The following is a 19,030-nucleotide window of genomic DNA, read 5'->3' on the forward strand; positions in this document are numbered from 1 at the left end:
ATCGGGGGTGACCCTCAGCGACGGTCGATCGGGCGCCCGGCCCAGGCGTGGGCCTCGATCGCGGCGGCGAAGACGCGGTCGAGCTGCTCGGACACGCGCTTCGGGGCCGTGCCGCCGTGCGCGTCGCGCGAGGCGATCGAGCCGGCGACCGTGAGCACGGCGCGGACGTCGGGGGTCAGCGCCGGGTCGCACTCGGCCAGCTCGGCGTCGGTGAGCTCGTCGAGCCCCACGCCGCGGGCCTCGGCCGCGCGGACGCAGGCGCCCGCCGCGGCGTGGGCCCGCCGGAACGGCACGCCCTGGCGCACCAGCCACTCGGCGAGGTCGGTGGCCAGCGTGAAGCCCGCCGGGGCGAGCTCGGCGAGACGGTCGGTGTGGAACGTCAGCGTCCTGATCATGCCGGCCATCGCCGGGAGCACCATCGCGAGCTGGGCCGCCGAGTCGAACAGCGGCTCCTTGTCCTCCTGCAGGTCGCGGTTGTAGGCCAGCGGCAGGGCCTTGAGCGTCGTCATCAGCCCCGCGAGGTTCCCGACGAGCCGGCCGGCCTTGCCGCGCGCGAGCTCCGCGACGTCCGGGTTCTTCTTCTGCGGCATGATCGACGACCCGGTCGACCAGGCGTCCGCGAGCGTCACGTACCCGAACTCCGCGGTCGCCCAGAGGATGACCTCCTCGGCGATCCGCGAGAGGTCCACCGCGATCTGGGCCAGCACGTACGCGCCCTCGGCGGCGAGGTCGCGCGACGCCGTCCCGTCGATGGAGTTGTCGACGGCGTCGACGAACCCCAGGTCGTGGGCGACGGCCGCCGGGTCGAGGCCCAGCGAGGTCCCCGCCAGGGCCCCGGACCCGTAGGGCGAGTACGCCAGCCGCCGGTCGAGGTCCCGGCACCGGCCGACGTCGCGCAGCAGGGCCTGGGCGTGCGCCGCGAGGTGGTGGGCCAGCAGCACCGGCTGCGCGTGCTGCAGATGCGTGCGGCCGGGCATGGCGGCGTCCGGGTAGGCGCGGGCCTGGATGAGCAGCGCGTCGACCACACCCGCCACGCCGCGCACCACCTCGCGCAGCTCGTCGCGCAGCCACATCCGCAGCTGGGTGGCGATCTGGTCGTTGCGGGAGCGGCCGGCGCGCAGGCGCCCGCCGACGTCCTCCCCCGCCCGTTCGATCAGACCCCGCTCGAGGGCGGTGTGCACGTCCTCGTCGTCCTCAGCGGGCAGGAACGCGCCGGAGTCGACGTCGTCGGCGAGGCGGCGCAACCCGTCGAGCATGGCCTCGAGCTGCTCGTCGGTGAGCAGCCCCGCGCCGTGCAGCACCCGGGCGTGGGCGCGGGAGCCGGCGATGTCGTAGGGCGCGAGCACCCAGTCGAACTGCGTCGACTTCGACAGGGCCGCCATCACCGCGTCCGGCCCGGACGCGAACCGCCCGCCCCAGAGGGCAGACCCTTCCGGCATCAGGCCTGATCCCCCAGATTCTGATCACGCCGTGCGGCGATCTTGGACGGCAGACCCCAGAGCTGCACGAAGCCCTTGGCCAGCGACTGGTCGAACAGGTCGCCCTCGTCGTAGGTGGCGAGGTTGAAGTCGTAGAGCGACTCCGCGCTGCGGCGCCCGGTGGGCACCGCGCGACCGCCGTGCAGCGTCATCCGGACCTCGCCGGTGACGTGCTCCTGGGTCGAGTCGACGAACGCGTCGAGGCTGCGGCGCAGCGGCGAGAACCAGAGGCCGTCGTAGACCAGCTCGCCCCAGCGCTGCTCGACCTGGCGCTTGAACCGCGCCTGCTCGCGCTCGACGGTGACGTTCTCGAGCTCCTGGTGGGCGGTGATCAGCGCGATCGCGCCCGGGGCCTCGTAGACCTCGCGGCTCTTGATGCCGACGAGGCGGTCCTCGACCATGTCCAGCCGCCCGATGCCCTGGGCGCCGGCGCGCCGGTTGAGCTGCTCGATGGCCTGCAGGACCGTGACCTTCTGCCCGTCGAGCGTCACCGGCACGCCGGCCTCGAAGCCGACGACGACCTCGTCGGCCTCGCGCGGCTCGGCGGGGTTCGCGGTGTAGGAGTAGACGTCCTCGATCGGCCCGTTCCAGATGTCCTCGAGGAAGCCGGTCTCGACCGCGCGGCCCCAGACGTTCTGGTCGATCGAGTACGGCGAGCGCTTGTTGACGTCGATCGGCAGCGAGCGCTCCTCGGCCCACTGGATCGCCTTCTCGCGGGTCCAGGCGAAGTCGCGGACCGGGGCGATCACGTCGAGGTCCGGCGCGAGCGCGCCGACGCCGACCTCGAAGCGCACCTGGTCGTTGCCCTTGCCCGTGCAGCCGTGCGCGACCGTCGAGGCGCCGTGGGCGCGGGCGGCGTCCGCGAGGTGCTTGACGATCAGCGGCCTCGACAGCGCCGAGACCAGCGGGTAGCGGTCCATGTAGAGCGCGTTGGCCCGCAGCGCCGGCAGGCAGAAGCCCTCGGCGAACTCGTCGCGGGCGTCGGCGACGGCCGCCTCGACCGCCCCGCAGTCCAGGGCGCGCTTGCGGATGACCTCCAGGTCCTCGCCGCCCTGCCCGACGTCGACGGCGACCGCGACGACCTCGCGCCCGGTCTCCTCCGCGATCCAGCCGATGGCGACGGAGGTGTCGAGACCTCCGGAGTACGCCAGCACGATCCGCTCGCTCACTGCTCTCCCTCTTCCTGCTCACGCTCGATGGTCGAGGACGACCGCGCCGTCGTCCGGGTGCTCAACGTCCGCAGCAGCGCCGCGAGACCTGCCCCGTCGAGGGGCTCGCGGGCGACGACGAGCACCGTGTCGTCACCGGCGATACAGCCGACCACCTCGGCCAGGGCCGCGCGGTCCAGTGAGCTGGCCAGGTAGTGCGCGGCCCCCGGTGGGGTACGCAGCACCGCCAGGTTGCCGGAGTGGTCGGCGGAGACCAGCAGCTCGGCGAGCAGCCGGGACAGTCTGTCGGTGCCCCCGACGACGCCGCGCACCGGGCTGCCGTCGTCGGGCACCACGTACCGGCCGATGCCGCCGTCGGCCCCGCGCAGCTTCACCGCGCCCAGCTCGTCGAGGTCGCGCGAGAGCGTGGCCTGGGTGACCTCGACGCCCTCGGACGCGAGCAGCCCCGCGAGCTCCGCCTGGCTGTGCACCTCGCGCTCGGTGAGCAGCGCGACGACCCGGGCCTGGCGCGCGGCACGACTGGTGACACCCCTGGTCTCGGTCATCGCGACCGCTCCAGCAACCACGCCAGCACCGCCTTCTGGGCGTGCAGGCGGTTCTCGGCCTCGTCCCACACCGCCGACGCGGGCCCGTCGATGACGCCCGCGGTGATCTCGTCCCCGCGGTGGGCGGGCAGGCAGTGCAGGACGGTGACGCCGGCGCCCGCGCGGGCCACCGCGGCCTCGTCGAGGCGGAACGGTTCGAGCACCGCGCGGTCGCGGCCGTCGGACTCCTGGCCCATGGAGGTCCAGGTGTCGGTGACCAGCACGTCGGCGCCGTCGGCCGCGCCCGGGTCGTCGGTGACGGTGACCGAGCCGCCGGTCTCGACGGCGCGCGCCCCGGCGTCCTCGAGCACCGCCGCGTCGGGGGTGAAGCCCGCCGGCGCGGCGATCCGGACGTGCATGCCGGCGGTGGCGCCGCCGAGCAGCAGCGACTGGGCCATGTTGTTGGCGCCGTCGCCGAGGTAGGTCAGCGTGAGGCCCGCGGTGCGGCCGTGGCGCTCGACGATCGTCTGCAGGTCGGCGAGGACCTGGCACGGGTGGAAGCCGTCGGTCAGCGCGTTGACCACCGGCACCGTCGCGGCGCCGGCCATCTCCTGGATGCGCTCCTCGGTGCTCGTGCGCCACACGATCGCGTCGACGTAGCGCGAGAGCACGCGGGCGGTGTCGGCGATCGTCTCGCCGCGGCCGAGCTGGGCGGCGTTCCCGTCGATCATCACGGGCGTGCCGCCGAGGGCGGCGATGCCGACCTCGAACGACACCCGCGTGCGCGTCGACGCCTTGTCGAACACCACCGCGACGGCCCGCGGGCCGGCCAGCGGCGTCCGGGCGAACGGGGCGGCCTTCATCGCCGCGGCGAGCTCCAGCACCTCGGCCTGCTCGGCCGGGGTCAGGTCGTCGTCCCGCAGGAAGTGCCGCACGCCCGTCGTCAGGAGGGTCACGAGCCGGCCGCCTCGGCCGCCGCGGCGCCCTGGTCGAGCACCTCGGGCAGGGCGTCGAGGAACCCGTCGAGCTGGGCGTCGCTGACCACCACCGGCGGCGCGAGCCGCACCCGCTCCGGGACGGCGTTGTTGATCAGATAGCCGGACTCGCGGGCCGCGGCGGTCACCTGCGTGGATATCGGGCTGCGCAGGGCGATCCCGATGAGGATGCCGACCGCGTCGACGTGGTCGACCTGGCCGTGGCCCAGACCCTCGATCCGCGTGGCGACGTCGCGCCCCAGGGCCGTCGCCCGCTCGAGCAGCCCCTCGGAGGCGATCGTGTCGAGGACGGCGAGCGCCGCGGCGCAGCACACGGGGTTGCCGCCGAAGGTGGTGCCGTGCTGGCCCGGGCCGAGGAGGTCGCCGGCCGCGCCGACCCCGATGCAGGCGCCGATCGGCAGCCCGCCGCCGAGGCCCTTGGCCAGCGTGACGACGTCCGGGACGACGTCGGTGCGCTGGTGGGCGAACCACAGGCCGGTGCGCCCGACCCCGGTCTGGACCTCGTCGAGCACCAGCAGCGCCCCGCGCTCGGTGGTGATGTCGCGGGCGGCGCGCAGGTAGCCGTCGGCGGGGACGATGACGCCGGCCTCGCCCTGCATCGGCTCGAGGAACACCGCCGCGGTGTCGTCGTCGACGGCCGCGCGCAGCGCCTCGACGTCCCCGTAGGGCACGAACTCCACGCCGGGCACGAGCGGCTCGAACGGCGTCCGCTTGGCCGGCTGCCCGGTCAGCGAGAGCGCGCCCATCGTCCGGCCGTGGAAGGCGTTCTCCGCGGCGATGATCTTCGGGCGGCCGGTGCGCCGGGCGATCTTGAAGGCGGTCTCGTTGGCCTCGGCGCCGGAGTTGCAGAACAGCACGCGACCCTCGTGGCCGAGCAGCCCGAGCAGGCGCTCGGCGAGCTCGACGGTCAGCGGGTTGATGACGAGGTTCGACGTGTGGCCCAGCGTCGCGACCTGCCGGGACACGGCCTCGACCACGGCCGGGTGCGCGTGGCCGAGCAGGTTGACCGCGATGCCGCCGAGCAGGTCGAGGTACTCGGTGCCGTCGGCGTCCCACACCCGCGCGCCCTCGCCGCGCACGAGGCTGATCGGCGGGGTGCCGTAGTTGTCCATGAGCGAGGCGGCCCACCGACGGCGGAGGTCCTCACCCGCTGCAGCTGTCTCCATGGCGGTCGCCGTCATCGTCAGGCCTCCTTCCCGTCCGTCGGGACGACCATCGTCCCGACCCCTGCGCTGGTGAACACCTCGAGCAGCACCGAGTGCGCGACCCGGCCGTCGATGACGTGGGCGCGCGGCACGCCGCCGCGCACGGCCCGCAGGCAGGCCTCCATCTTCGGGATCATCCCGCTGGCCAGGCTCGGCAGGAGCGTGGCGAGCTCGGTGTCGTCGATCTGCGAGCGCAGGCTCGAGCGGTCCGGCCAGTCGGTGTAGAGCCCCTCGACGTCGGTGAGGACGACGAGCTTGCGCGCGCCGAGCGCCTCGGCCAGCGCGGCCGCCGCGGTGTCGGCGTTGACGTTGTGGACGACGCCGTCGACGTCCGGCGCGACCGTGGAGACCACGGGGATCCGGCCGCCGGCGACGAGGTCGAGCACCGCCGCGGGGTTGACGTCGACGACGTCGCCCACCAGCCCGACGTCGACCGCCTCGCCGTCGACGGTCGCGGTGCGCCGGGCCGCGGTGAACAGGCGGGCGTCCTCGCCCGAGAGCCCGACGGCGTAGGGGCCGTGGGCGTTGATGAGCCCGACGAGCTCGCGGCCGACCTGGCCGACGAGCACCATCCGCACCACGTCCATGGTCTCGGGCGTGGTGACGCGCAGGCCGCCGCGGAACTCGCCCTCCATGCCGAGCCGGCCGAGCATGCTCGTGATCTGCGGCCCGCCGCCGTGGACGACCACGGGGCGGATGCCGGCGAGGCGCAGGAAGACCATGTCCTCGGCGAACGCGCGGCGCAGCGCGTCGTCCGTCATGGCGTTGCCGCCGTACTTGACGACGACGACCGCGCCCTGGAAGCGCTGCAGCCACGGCAGCGCCTCGGCGAGCACGCCGGCCTTGGCGGCGGCCGAGTGGAGGCGGTCGGGGACGTCGGCGGGGACGGGGATGGACGTGAGCGTCTGGTCGGCGTCGATGTCGATGTCGGTCATGTCGAGTACGCGCTGTTCTCCTCGACGTACGCGTGCGACAGGTCCGTGGTGAGCACGGTGGCCCGCCCGTCGCCCAGCCCGAGGTCGACGTCGACGGTGACCTCCGGGCCGGAGAGGTCGGCCTTCGAGCGGTCGCCGACGGCGGCGGCGGCCTCGCAGAGCAGCACGCCGTTGACGGTGACGCTCAGGCTCTGCGGGTCGACGTACGCCTCGCTCGCCCCGACCGCGGCGGCGATCCGGCCCCAGTTCGGGTCGGAGCCGAAGAGCGCGGTCTTGACCAGGCTGTCGCGGGCGATCGTGCGCGCGCCGAGCAGGGCGTCGCGGTCGTCGCGGGCCCCGGTCACGGTGACGGCGATCCGCTTGGTGACGCCCTCGGCGTCGGCCTGCAGGCCCTTCGCGAGCTCGTCGCAGACCTCGGTGAGCACCTCGGTGAACGCTCCTGCGTCGGCCTCGATCCCGGAGGCCCCGGAGGCGAGCAGCAGGACGGTGTCGTTGGTGCTGGTGGCGCCGTCGATGTCGAGGCGGTCGAACGTCGTCGACGTCGCGGCGCGCAGCGCGGCGTCGGCGGTGGCGGCGTCCACGACGGCGTCGGTGGTGATGACGACGAGCATCGTCGCGAGGCTCGGCGCCATCATCCCGGCGCCCTTGGCGAAGCCGCCGACCGTCCAGCCGTGGCGGGTGCGGGCGGCCTGCTTGTCGACGGTGTCGGTGGTCAGCACGGCGGTGGCCGCGCTGGTGCCGGCCTCCTCGCCGTCGGCGAGCTCCGCGGCGGCGGCGTCGACCCCGGCGAGGAGCTTCGACAGCGGCAGGCGCTCACCGATGAGGCCCGTCGAGCAGACGGCGACCTCGATGGCCCCGCAACCCAGGACGTCGGCGACCTTCTCGGCCGTGCGGTGGGTGTCGCCGAACCCGTCGGGCCCGGTGCAGGCGTTGGCGCCGCCGGCGTTGAGGACGACGGCGCGCAGGTCGTGCTCGACGAGCACCTGCTGCGACCACAGCACCGGCGCGGCCTTGACCTGGTTGCGGGTGAAGACCCCGGCGGCGACCTGCGTCGGACCGTCGTTGACCACCAGCGCGAGGTCGGGGCGCTCGCCGTGGGCCCGCAGGCCGGCGCGGACCCCGGCGGCCCGGAATCCCTGGGCGGCGGTGGCGCTCACGGACTCACTCCTGTCGTCGGGAGCCCGAGGGTCTCGTCGAGCCCGAGGGCGAGGTTGACCGACTGGAACGCGCCGCCTGCGGTGCCCTTGGTGAGGTTGTCGATGACCGCGGTGACGACCAGACGCCCGGCGTCGGGATCGACGGCGACCTGGATCTGCACGGCGTTCGAGCCGACCACGGACTTGGTCGCGGGCTGGACGCCGGCCGGCAGCAGGTGCACGAACGGCTCGGCGGCGTAGGCCTTGGCGTAGACCTCGCGGGCCTGGTCCTCGGTGACGGCGTCGTCGGCCAGGGGCGCGCTCGCGACGGCGAGGATGCCGCGCGGCATCGGGGCGAGCACGGGCGTGAACGACACCCGCACCGGCTCCGGGCTGACCGTCGCGAGGTTCTGGACGATCTCCGGGGTGTGCCGGTGCCCGCCGCCGACGCCGTACGCGGTGGCCGAGCCCATGACCTCGGAGCCGAGCAGGTGGGGCTTGGCGGCCCGTCCCGCGCCGGAGGTTCCGGAGAAGGCGACGATGCTGATGTCCGGGCGGACGAGGCCGCCGGCGACCGCGGGGAACGCGGCCAGGGTGCTCGCCGTCGGGTAGCAGCCGGGGACGGCGATGCGGCGGCTCCCACGCAGCGCCTCGCGCGCGCCGGGCAGCTCCGGGAGCCCGTAGGGCCAGGCCCCGGCGTGCTCGCCGCCGTACCAGCGCTGCCAGGCGACCGGGTCGGTGAGCCGGTGGTCGGCGCCGCAGTCGACGACGAGCACGTGGTCCGGCAGCTGCGCGGCGAGCTCGGCGGAGCGTCCGTGCGGCAGGGCGAGGAAGACGACGTCGTGCCCGGCGAGCTGCTCGGGCGTGGACTCGGCGATGATCCGGTCGGCGAGGGTGGGCAGGTGGGGCTGGTGGCCGCCGAGCGCGGTGCCCGCGGACTCCCCCGCCGTCACCGCCCCGATCTCGACCTCGGGGTGGCCCAGGGCGAGCCGCAGGACCTCACCCCCGACGTACCCACTGGCTCCGGCCACGGCGACGCGCATACGCATCACTATGCATGCTCACGGAAATCCATGCAAAGAGGGGTCAGCGACGGCGCCGCGCGGGGCGCCAGGTGAACGTGATCGTCTCGTCCGGGGCGAGATCGCGCCAGCGGTCCCGCAGGGTGCGCAGCTCCTGGACCGCGACCGAGGCCTGCGCCGCCGTGAACGGGCTCGGGCCGGTCCCGGTGATCCCCCATGCGCGGTCCAGCGCCGCCTTCGTCGACGGACCGTCGCCGCCGAGGCTCTGCGCGAGGACGCCGACGACGGTCTCGGCGAGCCGGAGCTCCGCCGCGTTCTCCCGCCGGACGGCGTCGGAGCGCTGCCGGCGGTCGTGGCGCAGCCGGCCGGACACGACCTCGACGCTGTCGAACAGCGCGCCCGCCTGCAGGGAACCCCAGAGCCCGCCGGTCAGGCCCAGTGCGCGCTCGCCGATGAGGTGGACCGCGTCGTGCGGGACCTCGCCCGTGCGGTCGTAGGAGCGCAGCCGCAGCCGCACCCCGTCCTCGCGGTCGATGAGCGCGAGCGACCCGCCGTCGGGGCGCTTCGAGAACGCGACGTCCACGGCGCCATGTCACCACCGAGCGGGGCGCTGCGCAGGCGATTTCTCCCGCGGTGACGGGCTGGTCTCAGTTGCGGCGGCTGTGGTCGGCGCTCAGGGAGTGCCGGGGCCGGCTCGTCGACGGGTACGGCGCGCGGGGGCCGGCGGCCGACTCGTCGCGGGCGGCCGTCGGGAACGACGGGTGCGGCTCGCGGAAGGACCCCGACGGGCTCGGGTCGTCCACCGGCTCCCCGAACGAGAGCGACGGGGTGGGCTCGCGGAACGTGGGCAGCGGATAGCGGTCGGCGGGGTGCCCCTCGACCGTGTGCTGCTCCGCGAAGCCCTGCCCGGCGAACGGGAGCGACGGGTGCGGCTCCTGGACGGCGTCCTTCGCCGCGTCCACGGCGGGGAAGTCGCCCGACTGCATCGCGGCCATCTGGAGCGCCGGGATGCCCTGGGAGTCGGTGGCGCTGCGGAGCGGCTCGGCAGCCGGGTCGGCCGGGGCCGGGCGGACGACGGGGCGCGACCCGGTCGCGGTCGGGTCGGCGCCCCACGTCGGGGTGCCGCCGGTGATCGGGAGGACGGGGAGCTCGCCGGTCTCTCCGGTCGCGTCCTCCTCGACGCGCGGGGCGACCGTCGGCGGCGCGTCGGCGTCGGGCACGGGGCGGCGTCGCGACGACCCACGGCCACGAGGTCGCGGCCGAGCAGCCCGGACACCAGCCAGTCCAGCGCGATGCGCACGGTGCGGTCGGCGGTCGGCATCGCCCACAGGTGGTAGGCGCGGTGGAGCACGAACGCGGGCCACCCCGTCATGCGCAGCGGCCCGATCTGCGCGGCGCCGCGGCGGCGCCCCAGCCCGGCGACCGCGCCGGCGTTCTTGTGGCGGTAGCCGCGCAGCAGGCGCCCGGAGAGGAAGGCGTCGACGTTGCGCGCGAGCAGCCGGGCCTGGCGGACGGCGTGCTGGGCGGTCGGCGCGGTGGTGGCCGGCTCGCCCGTGCGGGTGGACGGGACGGTCACGTCCGGCACCGCGGCGCAGTCGCCGGCGGTGAACACGTGGGCGCGGTCGCGCACCTGCAGCGTGGTCGCGCAGCGCACGCGGCCCCGCGCGTCGAGGGGCAGGTCGGTGCGCTCGAGCAGCGGGTTGGGCACCGAGCCGGCCGCGACGACGATCGTGTCGGTGGCGAACGTCGTCCCGCCGGCGAGCACGACCTGGCCACCCTCGACGGAGCTGATCTTGGCACCGACCCGCACCTCGATGCCGCGGCGCAGCAGCTGGGCGTGCACGCGGGCGGCGAGCGCCGGGGTGACCTCGGGCATGATCCGCCCGGCCGCCTCGAGGACCACCCAGCGGACCTCCTCGCCGATGTAGGCGGGCTGGTGGCGGGCGGCGCGTCGCGTCATGTCCTCGAGCTCGCCGAGCACCTCGAGCCCGGCGAACCCGCCGCCGATGACCGTGAAGGTGAGCAGGCGGCGGCGCTCGGCGAGGTCGGTCGTCGAGGCGGCGGCGTCGAGGCGGGACAGCACGTGCTCGCGCAGGGCGAGGGCGTCGGTGACCGAGCGGAACGGCAGCGCGCGGTCGTCGAGGCCGGGGATCGGCAGGCGACGCGGGGCCGTGCCGGGCGAGACCACGAGGACGTCGTAGGTGAGCTCGCGGGTGCCGCCGTCGGGCAGGCTGACCACCACGCGGCGGCTGGAGTCGTCGACCGCGGCGACCGACCCGGTGATCACGTCGCAGCGTCGCAGGACCCGGCGCAGGGGCACCGTGAGGTGGCGCGGCTCGATCGCGCCGGCCGCCGCCTCGGGGAGGAACGGCTGGTAGGTCATGTGCGCCTGCGGGTCGATCACCGTGATGCCGGCGATGCCGGAGCCCGCGTCCCCCGCGCCGAGATGGCGGCCGCCGCGCGTGCCGCCGGGCAGCCGCGCCTGTAGCGCCCGCGCCGCCACGAGTCCCGCGTAGCCGCCCCCGACGACGACCACGCGCGCCCCTCGGCGCCGTCGCCCGTGCGCGCGCCGCGCAGCCGGACGAGGAAGACCACCGCGACCACGCAGAGGAAGCCGCCGAGCGCGGCCGCGCCCCACGCCGGCAGCGCGCCGAACGCCCACAGCAGCGCCACGACCACCGGCCCGATGACGAGCAGCGATCCGCGCCCGACCACGAAGTCCGCGGTGGCCCACCGGCTGCCCGTGTCCGGGGACGGGTCGAGCTGGTGCGGCTCTTCGGGCGCGCTGGACATGCGTGGATCTCCTCGCGATCGGGGTCGAGGCGGCCGGCCCGGGCGATGGGGGAGCCCCCGGGGTCACGACTCGGTCACGCTACGAAGCTCGATCTTGTCGGGGCCGCCACCTGAGAACGCGACGCGCCGCGAGCCGTCCATCCACCCGTGCCGCGCGGTCACCGGTCGGGTGATCGTCCGATCGGGGTAACCGACGCCCTCATGGCTCTCAGGAACGGCGACGAGCGGTCCTCACGGGAGCCGAGCGTGCGTGCGCGCGACGGCCGTGTCGGACGGCGTGGACGTCTCGCGGAACCGCGCGACCTCCAGCCGCCCCCGGGGCTCCGCCCACGTCCCGACGATCCGGCCCCGGTGGACGACGGTCGAGCGGAACACCCCGTTGCCGCCGGGGACGATGCGGTCGCGCTCGGCGGCCTCGAGGACGTCGTCGCGGCCCCGGTAGCCCAGCACGAACTCGTCGAAGCCCGGCAGCAGGTGCACCCCCGCGGCCTCGCGACGGTGCGCGGCGAGGAGGTCGGGCACGGCGGGGTCCAGCAGGTACTCGACGCCGTCGACGTCCATCGCGGCGAGGTCGGGCCGCGCCAGGGCGACCCCGGTGCGGGCGTCGGCCGCGGTCAGGCTGGTCCAGAGCGCGAACTCGGCGGCGGGGACGGGCCCGTGCGAGCGGAAGTAGCGGCGCGCCCACTCCCCCAGCGCCTCGTCGCGCTCGAGGGTGCGGGGCGCCGGGATCCAGCGGGCGACCTCGACGATCACGGGCTCGGTGCCGTCCCGCAGAGGGCCGAAGCACAGCACGCCGGTCTGGGCGAGCTCGGCGAGCAGGTGGTAGCCGCGACCCTTCGCCGGCTCGAGCCCCGCCTCCTCCCAGACGGCGAAGAGCTCCGCGCGGGTGGCGGGCACGGCGGGGAGGGCCAGCGCGCGGGCCCGGTCGATGTCGGCGTCGGTGAGGCCCAGCTCGACGCGCCGCCGGGCGGCCTGGGCCCGGGCCCGCGGCGTCCCGAGCGGCAGCATCCAGCCGAGGTCCTCCGCCGGGACGAGGTGCAGCGTCCCGCGCATCGGCCAGCTGCGGACGACCTCACCGGCGTCGCAGGCGGCGACGACCGCCGCCCGCGACCGGCTCGCCGTCCGGAGCGCCACCGATCGCAGCGCCCCCGGGAGATCCTGGGCCTGGACGGCGCCGAGGTGGCGGACGACGCCGGAGACGTCGTCCGCCTGCGGCCCGACGACGCGTTGGGCGACCAGCCGCAGCAGGCCGATCTCCGACGCGCCCGGGGTGCTCACACCCCGAGATGCTGCCGGAACCACGCGACGGCGGCGGCGTCGGCCTCCGCGGCGTGCGCGGTCTGCGGCGCCGGCTCGAGTCCCGGCTCCTCGGCGAGCGCGTGCCCCATGCCCTGGATCACGACGACGTCCGCGGGGCCTGCAGCGCCCGCCGCGAGCTCCCGGGCGGGCCCGAGGAAGGCCGACGCGTCGTCCTGCGAGCCCACGACCAGCCGCACCGGCATCTGCCCCAGCTCGGTGACCCGGGCGACGTAGTCCATCCGGGCGGCGACGGCGTCCGACTCGGGAGACCACCGGTAGTCCACGCCGAAGAGCGCCCCGAGGATCGCGACCACCGGGCGCAGCTGGAGCAGCGGGCTCAGCGCCACCACCGCCGCCACGTCGTCGCGCCGCGTCGCGACCTCGAGCGCCACGCCCGCGCCGGCCGAGCCGCCGAAGAGCCCGAGCGGCCCCGCGCCGAACCCGAACCGCGCGCGCAACGCCTCCAGGGCCGCGTCGAACTCGTCGGCGGCGTCGGCGTTGACCGGCCCGTGCATGAGCAGGACCGCGTCCTCGTACCCGCGGCCCATGAGCTCGTCCATCCCGCCCGCCGGCAGCCGGGCCCCCATCATCGGCAGGCCCAGATAGACCCGCCAGGCGTCGAGCCCGGCCAGCGGCAGCGCCGCGGCGAACGCGGCCTCGCTGCGCGGTGCGTCCATGAGGTGCCAGCCGACGAGCACCGGCGCGTCAGGACGCGGCCCGTTCTCCGGTGGCACCACGACGAACGGCACACCTGCGGCGGTCCCGACCTCGGCAGAGCTGGTGATCACGGCGCTTCCCTCCGTCGAACTGTACGGTGTCCAGCATACTGGACGGTGTACAGTTCGTCCATGCCCAGGACCCCGGGTCAGCGTGCCGGACTCACGTACGACGCCGTGCTCGCCGCGGCGCGGGATGTGTTCGCCGAGCGCGGACGGGCCGGGCTCTCCATGCGCTCGGTGGCCGCGCACCTCGGCGTCGCCCCCAACGCGCTCTACAGCCACGTCGCCGACAAGACCGCGCTCGTCGACGCCCTGCTCGACGACGTGCTCGGGGCCCTCGCTCCCCCGCCGGCCGACGCCGACCCGATGGCCGGCCTCCGCGACGTCATGCTCGCGACGTTCGACCTGCTCGTCGCCCACCCGGGCCTCGTGCCGGCCTACCTGGAGCGCCAGGGCGCCCGCGGGCCCCGCGCCCGGGCGCTGGGCGAGGCGATGACCGTCCTGCTCGCGCGGCTCGGCGTCGCCGAGGACGCGGCCGGGCGCGTGGTGCGCGCGCTGATCGTCCACACCCTCGGCTACGCGGCCCTGGCCACCGCGGACGACGCGACCCTGTCCCCCGTCCAGCTCCGCGCCGACCTCGAGGTCACGCTCGACTGGCTGCTGGTCGGCGCTTCGCGCTCGTGAGGGCCGGCTCGGGCTTCCGCTCACGGGCGCGGAGCACCACAGCGACGGTCAGCACGACGAGGGACAGCACCGGCAGGGGCCCGGTGACGGCGACGCCCAGGACCGTCTCGACGACCGGGGCGAGGACCGCGAGGGCGAACAGCCACGCCGGCGCCGAGCCCGGGCGCCGGACGGTCGCGGCACGCCGCGTCCTCCCTCCCGGCTTCGCGACCGAGAGCCAGACCTGCACGGCGAAGGCGCTCGCCATGAGCGTGGCCGCAGCGCCCAGCCCGGCGACGCCGGCGGAACCCCCGCTCGTGGCGGTGGTGACCGCGGCGTCCATGCGCAGCGACAGGATGCCGATGCCGAGGTAGAGCTGGCCGGTCGTGAGCACGAGCTTGATCGCCACCCAGCGGTGCAGCCAGAAGCGCCAGCTCGTCGTGGCGGCCAGCAGCAGTCCCGTCGCCGTCGCGACGTTCGCGGAGTACACGAGGAGTGTGGTGTCCAGGAGCTTCGCCGACGTCGCCGCGCCGACCCGGACGGGCATCGGCGCCGGCCCGATGGCCGTGAACAGCAGGACGGCCAGCGCCGCGGCCTGGCTCATCCAGCTCACCGACGACGCCACGTGCAGCCACACGAGCAGCTGCCGCCACGTCCGAGCCGACATCGCCGTCCTCCTGTCTACCAAGTGGAAGACAGGATGCCGAGCCGTCCAGCCCCGTGTCAACCAGGTGGTAGACAGGCGCGGGTCGAGTGCGTGTCCCGACGGACGTCCGACGTCCGCGGCGCCACGCCGCTGACATCTGAGCGGCGCCGTTCAGACGCTGAGCAGGGAGACCAGCTGCTCGACGCCGGCGGCGGCGAGGCCGTCCGGCAGGGGCGCGCGGGTCTGGGCGCCGAGGCAGAACTCCATGATCAGCCCGGCCGTGGCGTCGGGGTCGAGGTCGGCGCGCAGCTCCCCCGCCGCCCGCCCCCGCGCCACGAGACCGACGAGATAGCCCCGCCACCGGTCCATGTATCGCCCGAGGGAGGCGACGACCTCCTCCGCGTCGCCGTGGCGCAGCAGCTCCAGCATGGCCGCCGTGCGCGCGTCGTCGCCGTAGCCCGCGACCACCCCGTGCAGGACACCACGCAGCTCGTCGAGGGCCGTCGTCGCGGAGGAGCGCTCGACCAGCGGGACGGCGATGCCCTCGTAGATCAGGCCGTGGAGCACCGCGGCGACGAGGTCGGCCTTCGTCGGGAAGTAGTAGTGCAGGGTCGCGTGGCTGACGCCGACCTCGCGCGCCACCGCCCGCACGCGCAGCGCCGGGAGGCCGTCGCGGGCGATCGTGGCCGTCGCCACCCGCACGATCTCCGCGCGGTGGTCGCCGCCCCCGGTGGCCGCCATGGCTGCTGTGCGCTGCGCCCGGACGCGTCAGCGCAGACGCGCCCCGTGGCGCTCGGCAGCGGTCTCGACGGCGGCGTCGCGGCGGGCGGACGCCTCCTCGAGGGTCAGCGTCCGGTCCGGGGCGCGCAGGCGCAGGGCGAAGGCGAGCGAGCGGTTCCCCTCGCCCACCTGCGGGCCCGTGTAGACGTCGAAGAGCCGCACGTCCTCGACGAGGTCGCCGCCGCCGTCGCGCAGGGCCGTGACCACCGCGTCGGACGGGACGGCCGCGTCGAGCACGAGCGCGACGTCGAGCAGCACCGGCGGGAACGGCGACACCGCCGGCGACGGGCGCGCCTCGACCAGCGGGAGCCGGTCGAGCTCGAGCTCCATCGCGCAGGTGCGCGCGGGCAGCCCGAGGGTCTCGAGCACCTTCGGGTGCAGCTCGCCCGCGTGGCCCACGAGGGTGCCGTCGGGCAGGTGCAGCGCCGCGCATCGTCCGGGGTGCCAGGGCGCGTGCCGGTCGGAGGTCACGGTCAGCTCGGCGCCGTACACCTGGCCGACCAGGCGCGCCGCCTCGATCGCGTCCGCCCAGTCCGCGGGGCGCCCGGGACCCCACCAGCCGGCCCGGTCCCACGCCCCGGCGAGCACCGCGCCCACCCGCAGCGGCTGGTCGGGCAGGCCCTCGAGCACGGTCGCGAACGCCGCGTCGTCGGGCCGGGCGTCCACCGGCAGCACCGGGGCCTCGGTCGGGCCGTCGGCGCCGGGCCGCACGACCTGGCCGATCTGGTAGAGCGCGAGGTCCCGCAGACCGCGCGAGACGTTGCGGACCACGGCGTCGAGCAGACCGGGCAGCAGCGTCGTGGCCATGAGCGCGCGGTCGGCGTCGAGCGGGTTCGCCAGGCGCAGCGCGCGGCGGCGCGGGTCGTCGGCGTCGAGACCGAGCGCGTCGAACACCGACGGCGCGACGAACGGCGACGGCAGCACCTCGTCGTACCCGGCGTCGGCCAGCGCCCGCGACACCTGGCGCCGGCGGCGCTGCCCGAGCGTCAGACCGGTGCCGGGCCGCGCGGCCGGCAGCTCCGAGGGGATGCCCGCGTAGCCCTCGAGGCGCAGGACCTCCTCGACGAGGTCGGCGGGGCGGGTGAGGTCGGGGCGCCAGGTCGGCGGGGTGGCGCGCACGCCGGCTTCGCCGCTGCCCCCGGGGTCGGCGCCGGCGACCTCGACGGCGCAGCCGATCTGGCTCAGCCGCCGCACCACCGCGCCCCGCTCGTAGCGGGTGCCGGCGACGCGATCGGGCAGGTCGAGGGCCATGAGCACGGGCGCGGGCGTCGGCACCCCACCCTCGTCGGTGACGCCGGCCGACACCGTGGCGCCGCCGTAGTTCGCGAGCAGCCAGGCGGCGCGGTCGGTGGCCGCCCGGGCGACCGCGGGGTCGACCTCGCGCTCGAAGCGGCGAGCCGCCTCGCTGGGCAGGCGGTGGCGTCGCGCGGCGCGGGCCACGGACGGCGCGTCCCAGGTCGCGGCCTCGAGCAGGACGTCGGCGGTCTCCGGCCCGACCTCGGTGCTGGCACCGCCCATGATCCCGGCGAGCCCGATCGGGCCGGAGTCGTCGGTGACGAGGACGTCGTCGGGGTCGAGCGCGCGCTGGGCGTCGTCAAGGGTCGTGATCTTCTCATCGGCGCCGGCGCGGCGGACCACGATGTCGCCGCTGAGCCTCGTCGCGTCGTAGGCATGCATCGGCTGGCCGAGCTCGAGCATCACGTAGTTGGTGACGTCGACGGCCAGCGAGATCGGGCGCACCCCGCACAGCAGCAGGCGACGGCGTAGCCACCACGGCGACGGGGCGGTGGGGTCGAGGTCGGTGACCCGGCGGGCGACGAAGCGACGGCAGCCGGACGCGGGGTCCAGGTGCACGGGCCAGGCGTCGCCCTCGGGGGCCGGCAGCTCGAAGCCCATGAGGGCCGGGTCGCCGTAGGGCACGTCGAGCGCGCACGCGAGCTCCCGGGCGACCCCGCGCACCGAGAGCGCGTAGCCGCGGTCGGGCGTCACGGCGATGTCGAGGACCGCGTCGTCCAGCCCCAGCAGCGTCGCGCCGTCGTCGCCCGGGTCGGCGGTGCCGGGCGGGAGCACGAGGATGCCGCTGTGGTCGTCACCGAGGCCCAGCTCGTCGAGCGCGCAGATCATGCCGTCGGAGACGTGGCCGTAGGTCTTGCGGGCCGCGATCGCGAAGTCGCCGGGCAGCACGGCGCCGGGGAGCGCGGCCACGACGAGGTCGCCCTCGACGAAGTTGGTGGCCCCGCAGACGATGCCGCGGGTGCCCGCGCCGTCGCCCTCGGTGTCGTTGTGCTCGGGCCCCACGTCGACCCGGCAGTAGCGGATCGGCTTCTTGAACTCCGTGAGCTCCTCGATCGAGGCGACGCGACCGACGACCAGCGGGCCCGTGGTGGCGGGGATCGGGAGGACGTCCTCGACCTCGAGCCCGACCCGGATCAGCGCCTCGCCGACGGCGTCGGCCGTCAGCGGAGCACCGTCCGGGGGCAGCTGGACGTGCTCGAGGAGCCAGGAGACGGGGACGCGCACTTCGGTCAGGACCTTCCGTGGGTGGGGGTGGCGGGAGGGCTGGACGTCAGGGCTCAGCCAAGATCACGGTTCAACCGCGAAGGCCGAGGTGAACCGCACGTCGCCCTCGACCATGTCCCGCATGTCGGGCAGGCCGTTGCGGAACTGCAGGGTGCGCTCGAGACCCATGCCGAACGCGAAGCCGGAGTACTTCTCGGCGTCGACGCCGCAGGCCCGCAGGACGTTCGGGTCGACCATGCCGCAGCCGCCCCACTCGACCCAGCCGGCGCCGCCGCGCTTCTCCGGGAACCAGACGTCGACCTCGGCCGACGGCTCGGTGAACGGGAAGTACGACGGGCGCAGGCGCGTCACCGACTCCGGGCCGAACATCGCCTGGGCGAACGCGTCGAGCGTGCCCTTGAGGTGGGCCATCGTGATGCCCTCGTCGACGGCCAGCCCCTCGACCTGATGGAACACGGGGGTGTGGGTGGCGTCGAGCTCGTCGGTGCGGAACGTCCGGCCGGGGCACACGACGTAGACGGGCAGGTCGCGCGCGAGCAGCGTGCGGATCTGCACCGGTGAGGTGTGGGTGCGCAGCACCTGCCGGGCCTCGGGCGGCTCGACGTGGAACGTGTCCTGCATCGTGCGCGCCGGGTGGTCGGGCAGGAAGTTCAGCGCGTCGAAGTTCAGCCACTCCGACTCGACCTCGGGACCCTCGGCCACCTCGTAGCCCATCCCGATGAAGATGTCGGCGACGCGCTCCGAGATCTGGGTCAGCGGGTGGCGGCTGCCGCGGGCATGCCGGTCGCCGGGCAGGGTGACGTCGACGGCCTCCTCGGCCAGCACCCGCTCGTCGCGCTCGGTGGAGAGCACCGCGAGGCGCTGCTCGTACTCGGTCTGGATCGCCTGCCGGACCTCGTTGACGCGCTTGCCCGACTCCGAGCGCGCCTGCGGGGGCAGCGCCCCGATCTCGCGGCGCGCGGTGAGCACCGGCGAGCGGTCGCCGAGGTGCGCGGGCTTGAGCGCCGTCAACGCCTCGAGCGTCGTCGCGCCGGCGAACGCCGCGCTCGCCTCGGCGCGTGCCGCGTCGAGGGTCTCGGGGTCGAGCGCCGCGACCTGCTTGGGGTCGTAGAGGTCGTTGGTGCCGGACATCGAGGTGGTCTCGCT

At 75.4% G+C, this 19,030-nt stretch carries 18 protein-coding genes; 1 reads left to right on the forward strand and 17 read right to left on the reverse strand.

Going from position 1 to position 19,030, the window contains the following annotated elements:
* Positions 1–14: 14 nt before the first annotated feature.
* The 13 genes from argH to ACQPYN_RS18795 all read right to left on the reverse strand — a co-directional run bounded on the left by argH (position 15) and on the right by ACQPYN_RS18795 (position 13,344).
* The gene (gene argH, locus ACQPYN_RS18735; RefSeq protein ID WP_433025928.1) at positions 15–1,439 is read right to left on the reverse strand and encodes an argininosuccinate lyase; all 1,425 of its coding nucleotides are present in this window, start codon (positions 1,437–1,439) and stop codon (positions 15–17) included.
* Positions 1,439–2,647 carry an argininosuccinate synthase gene (locus ACQPYN_RS18740; RefSeq protein ID WP_433025931.1) on the reverse strand — a complete coding sequence of 403 codons (1,209 nt, stop codon included), beginning with the start codon at positions 2,645–2,647 and terminating at the stop codon, positions 1,439–1,441. The genes argH and ACQPYN_RS18740 overlap by 1 nt, the downstream gene beginning before the upstream one ends.
* Complete coding sequence (locus tag ACQPYN_RS18745) at positions 2,644–3,192, reverse strand: arginine repressor (protein ID WP_433025934.1); 549 nt, start codon at positions 3,190–3,192, stop codon at positions 2,644–2,646. The genes ACQPYN_RS18740 and ACQPYN_RS18745 overlap by 4 nt, the downstream gene beginning before the upstream one ends.
* Positions 3,189–4,127 (reverse strand): ornithine carbamoyltransferase, encoded by a 939-nt coding sequence (gene argF, locus ACQPYN_RS18750; protein ID WP_433025937.1) that lies wholly within the window; start codon positions 4,125–4,127, stop codon positions 3,189–3,191. Before argF ends, ACQPYN_RS18745 begins: the two co-directional genes overlap by 4 nt.
* Positions 4,124–5,347, reverse strand: coding sequence for an acetylornithine transaminase (locus ACQPYN_RS18755; RefSeq protein ID WP_433025940.1), 1,224 nt, complete (start codon positions 5,345–5,347; stop codon positions 4,124–4,126). The genes argF and ACQPYN_RS18755 overlap by 4 nt, the downstream gene beginning before the upstream one ends.
* A 2-nt stretch (positions 5,348–5,349) precedes the next feature.
* Positions 5,350–6,306 carry an acetylglutamate kinase gene (gene argB, locus ACQPYN_RS18760; RefSeq protein ID WP_433025943.1) on the reverse strand — a complete coding sequence of 319 codons (957 nt, stop codon included), beginning with the start codon at positions 6,304–6,306 and terminating at the stop codon, positions 5,350–5,352.
* Entirely contained in the window at positions 6,303–7,463 is a 1,161-nt protein-coding gene (gene argJ, locus ACQPYN_RS18765; RefSeq protein ID WP_433025946.1) for a bifunctional glutamate N-acetyltransferase/amino-acid acetyltransferase ArgJ, read from the reverse strand. The genes argB and argJ overlap by 4 nt, the downstream gene beginning before the upstream one ends.
* The gene (gene argC, locus ACQPYN_RS18770) at positions 7,460–8,491 is read right to left on the reverse strand and encodes an N-acetyl-gamma-glutamyl-phosphate reductase (protein ID WP_433025949.1); all 1,032 of its coding nucleotides are present in this window, start codon (positions 8,489–8,491) and stop codon (positions 7,460–7,462) included. Before argC ends, argJ begins: the two co-directional genes overlap by 4 nt.
* Positions 8,492–8,528: 37 nt before the next feature.
* Positions 8,529–9,047, reverse strand: coding sequence for a hypothetical protein (locus tag ACQPYN_RS18775; protein WP_433025952.1), 519 nt, complete (start codon positions 9,045–9,047; stop codon positions 8,529–8,531).
* 90 nt (positions 9,048–9,137) lie between these two features.
* A complete protein-coding gene (locus ACQPYN_RS18780; protein ID WP_433038955.1) occupies positions 9,138–10,967 on the reverse strand; it encodes an NAD(P)/FAD-dependent oxidoreductase in 1,830 nt (609 codons plus the stop codon).
* A complete protein-coding gene (locus ACQPYN_RS18785) occupies positions 10,865–11,257 on the reverse strand; it encodes a hypothetical protein (RefSeq protein WP_433025955.1) in 393 nt (130 codons plus the stop codon). The genes ACQPYN_RS18780 and ACQPYN_RS18785 overlap by 103 nt, the downstream gene beginning before the upstream one ends.
* 231 nt (positions 11,258–11,488) lie before the next feature.
* Positions 11,489–12,535, reverse strand: a complete 1,047-nt coding sequence (locus tag ACQPYN_RS18790) for a winged helix DNA-binding domain-containing protein (protein ID WP_433025958.1) — start codon at positions 12,533–12,535, stop codon at positions 11,489–11,491.
* Positions 12,532–13,344, reverse strand: coding sequence for an alpha/beta hydrolase (locus tag ACQPYN_RS18795; protein WP_433025961.1), 813 nt, complete (start codon positions 13,342–13,344; stop codon positions 12,532–12,534). The genes ACQPYN_RS18790 and ACQPYN_RS18795 overlap by 4 nt, the downstream gene beginning before the upstream one ends.
* A 60-nt stretch (positions 13,345–13,404) precedes the next feature.
* On the opposite strand from ACQPYN_RS18795, the gene ACQPYN_RS18800 reads away from it, so the two are divergent.
* On the forward strand, positions 13,405–13,959 hold the full coding sequence (locus tag ACQPYN_RS18800; RefSeq protein WP_433025964.1) for a TetR/AcrR family transcriptional regulator: 555 nt from the start codon (positions 13,405–13,407) through the stop codon (positions 13,957–13,959).
* On the opposite strand, the gene ACQPYN_RS18805 is transcribed toward ACQPYN_RS18800, so the two are convergent.
* From ACQPYN_RS18805 to pheS, 4 genes are all read right to left on the reverse strand, one after another.
* Entirely contained in the window at positions 13,919–14,605 is a 687-nt protein-coding gene (locus ACQPYN_RS18805; protein ID WP_433025967.1) for a hypothetical protein, read from the reverse strand. The genes ACQPYN_RS18800 and ACQPYN_RS18805 overlap by 41 nt on opposite strands.
* Before the next feature lie 150 nt (positions 14,606–14,755).
* The gene (locus tag ACQPYN_RS18810; protein WP_433025970.1) at positions 14,756–15,325 is read right to left on the reverse strand and encodes a TetR/AcrR family transcriptional regulator; all 570 of its coding nucleotides are present in this window, start codon (positions 15,323–15,325) and stop codon (positions 14,756–14,758) included.
* A gap of 27 nt (positions 15,326–15,352) precedes the next feature.
* Positions 15,353–17,884, reverse strand: coding sequence for a phenylalanine--tRNA ligase subunit beta (pheT, locus tag ACQPYN_RS18815; RefSeq protein ID WP_433025973.1), 2,532 nt, complete (start codon positions 17,882–17,884; stop codon positions 15,353–15,355).
* Positions 17,885–17,947: 63 nt separating this feature from the next.
* On the reverse strand, positions 17,948–19,015 hold the full coding sequence (gene pheS, locus ACQPYN_RS18820) for a phenylalanine--tRNA ligase subunit alpha (protein WP_433025976.1): 1,068 nt from the start codon (positions 19,013–19,015) through the stop codon (positions 17,948–17,950).
* Between the last annotated feature and the right edge of the window lie 15 nt (positions 19,016–19,030).

It is taken from the genome of Actinomycetospora sp. CA-053990, from assembly GCF_050948445.1.
Lineage (GTDB): Bacteria > Actinomycetota > Actinomycetes > Mycobacteriales > Pseudonocardiaceae > Actinomycetospora > Actinomycetospora callitridis.

Excerpts from the sequence above, each read along its gene's own strand:
- ACQPYN_RS18805 (WP_433025967.1), bottom strand. The coding sequence starts at position 14,605 with ATGTCGGCTCGGACGTGGCGGCAGCTGCTCGTGTGGCTGCACGTGGCG.
- ACQPYN_RS18810 (WP_433025970.1), bottom strand. The coding sequence starts at position 15,325 with ATGGCGGCCACCGGGGGCGGCGACCACCGCGCGGAGATCGTGCGGGTG.
- argC (WP_433025949.1), bottom strand. The coding sequence starts at position 8,491 with ATGCGTATGCGCGTCGCCGTGGCCGGAGCCAGTGGGTACGTCGGGGGT.
- argB (WP_433025943.1), bottom strand. The coding sequence starts at position 6,306 with ATGACCGACATCGACATCGACGCCGACCAGACGCTCACGTCCATCCCC.
- ACQPYN_RS18755 (WP_433025940.1), bottom strand. The coding sequence starts at position 5,347 with ATGACGGCGACCGCCATGGAGACAGCTGCAGCGGGTGAGGACCTCCGC.
- ACQPYN_RS18785 (WP_433025955.1), bottom strand. The coding sequence starts at position 11,257 with ATGTCCAGCGCGCCCGAAGAGCCGCACCAGCTCGACCCGTCCCCGGAC.
- ACQPYN_RS18745 (WP_433025934.1), bottom strand. The coding sequence starts at position 3,192 with ATGACCGAGACCAGGGGTGTCACCAGTCGTGCCGCGCGCCAGGCCCGG.
- ACQPYN_RS18800 (WP_433025964.1), top strand. The coding sequence starts at position 13,405 with ATGCCCAGGACCCCGGGTCAGCGTGCCGGACTCACGTACGACGCCGTG.
- argH (WP_433025928.1), bottom strand. The coding sequence starts at position 1,439 with ATGCCGGAAGGGTCTGCCCTCTGGGGCGGGCGGTTCGCGTCCGGGCCG.
- pheS (WP_433025976.1), bottom strand. The coding sequence starts at position 19,015 with ATGTCCGGCACCAACGACCTCTACGACCCCAAGCAGGTCGCGGCGCTC.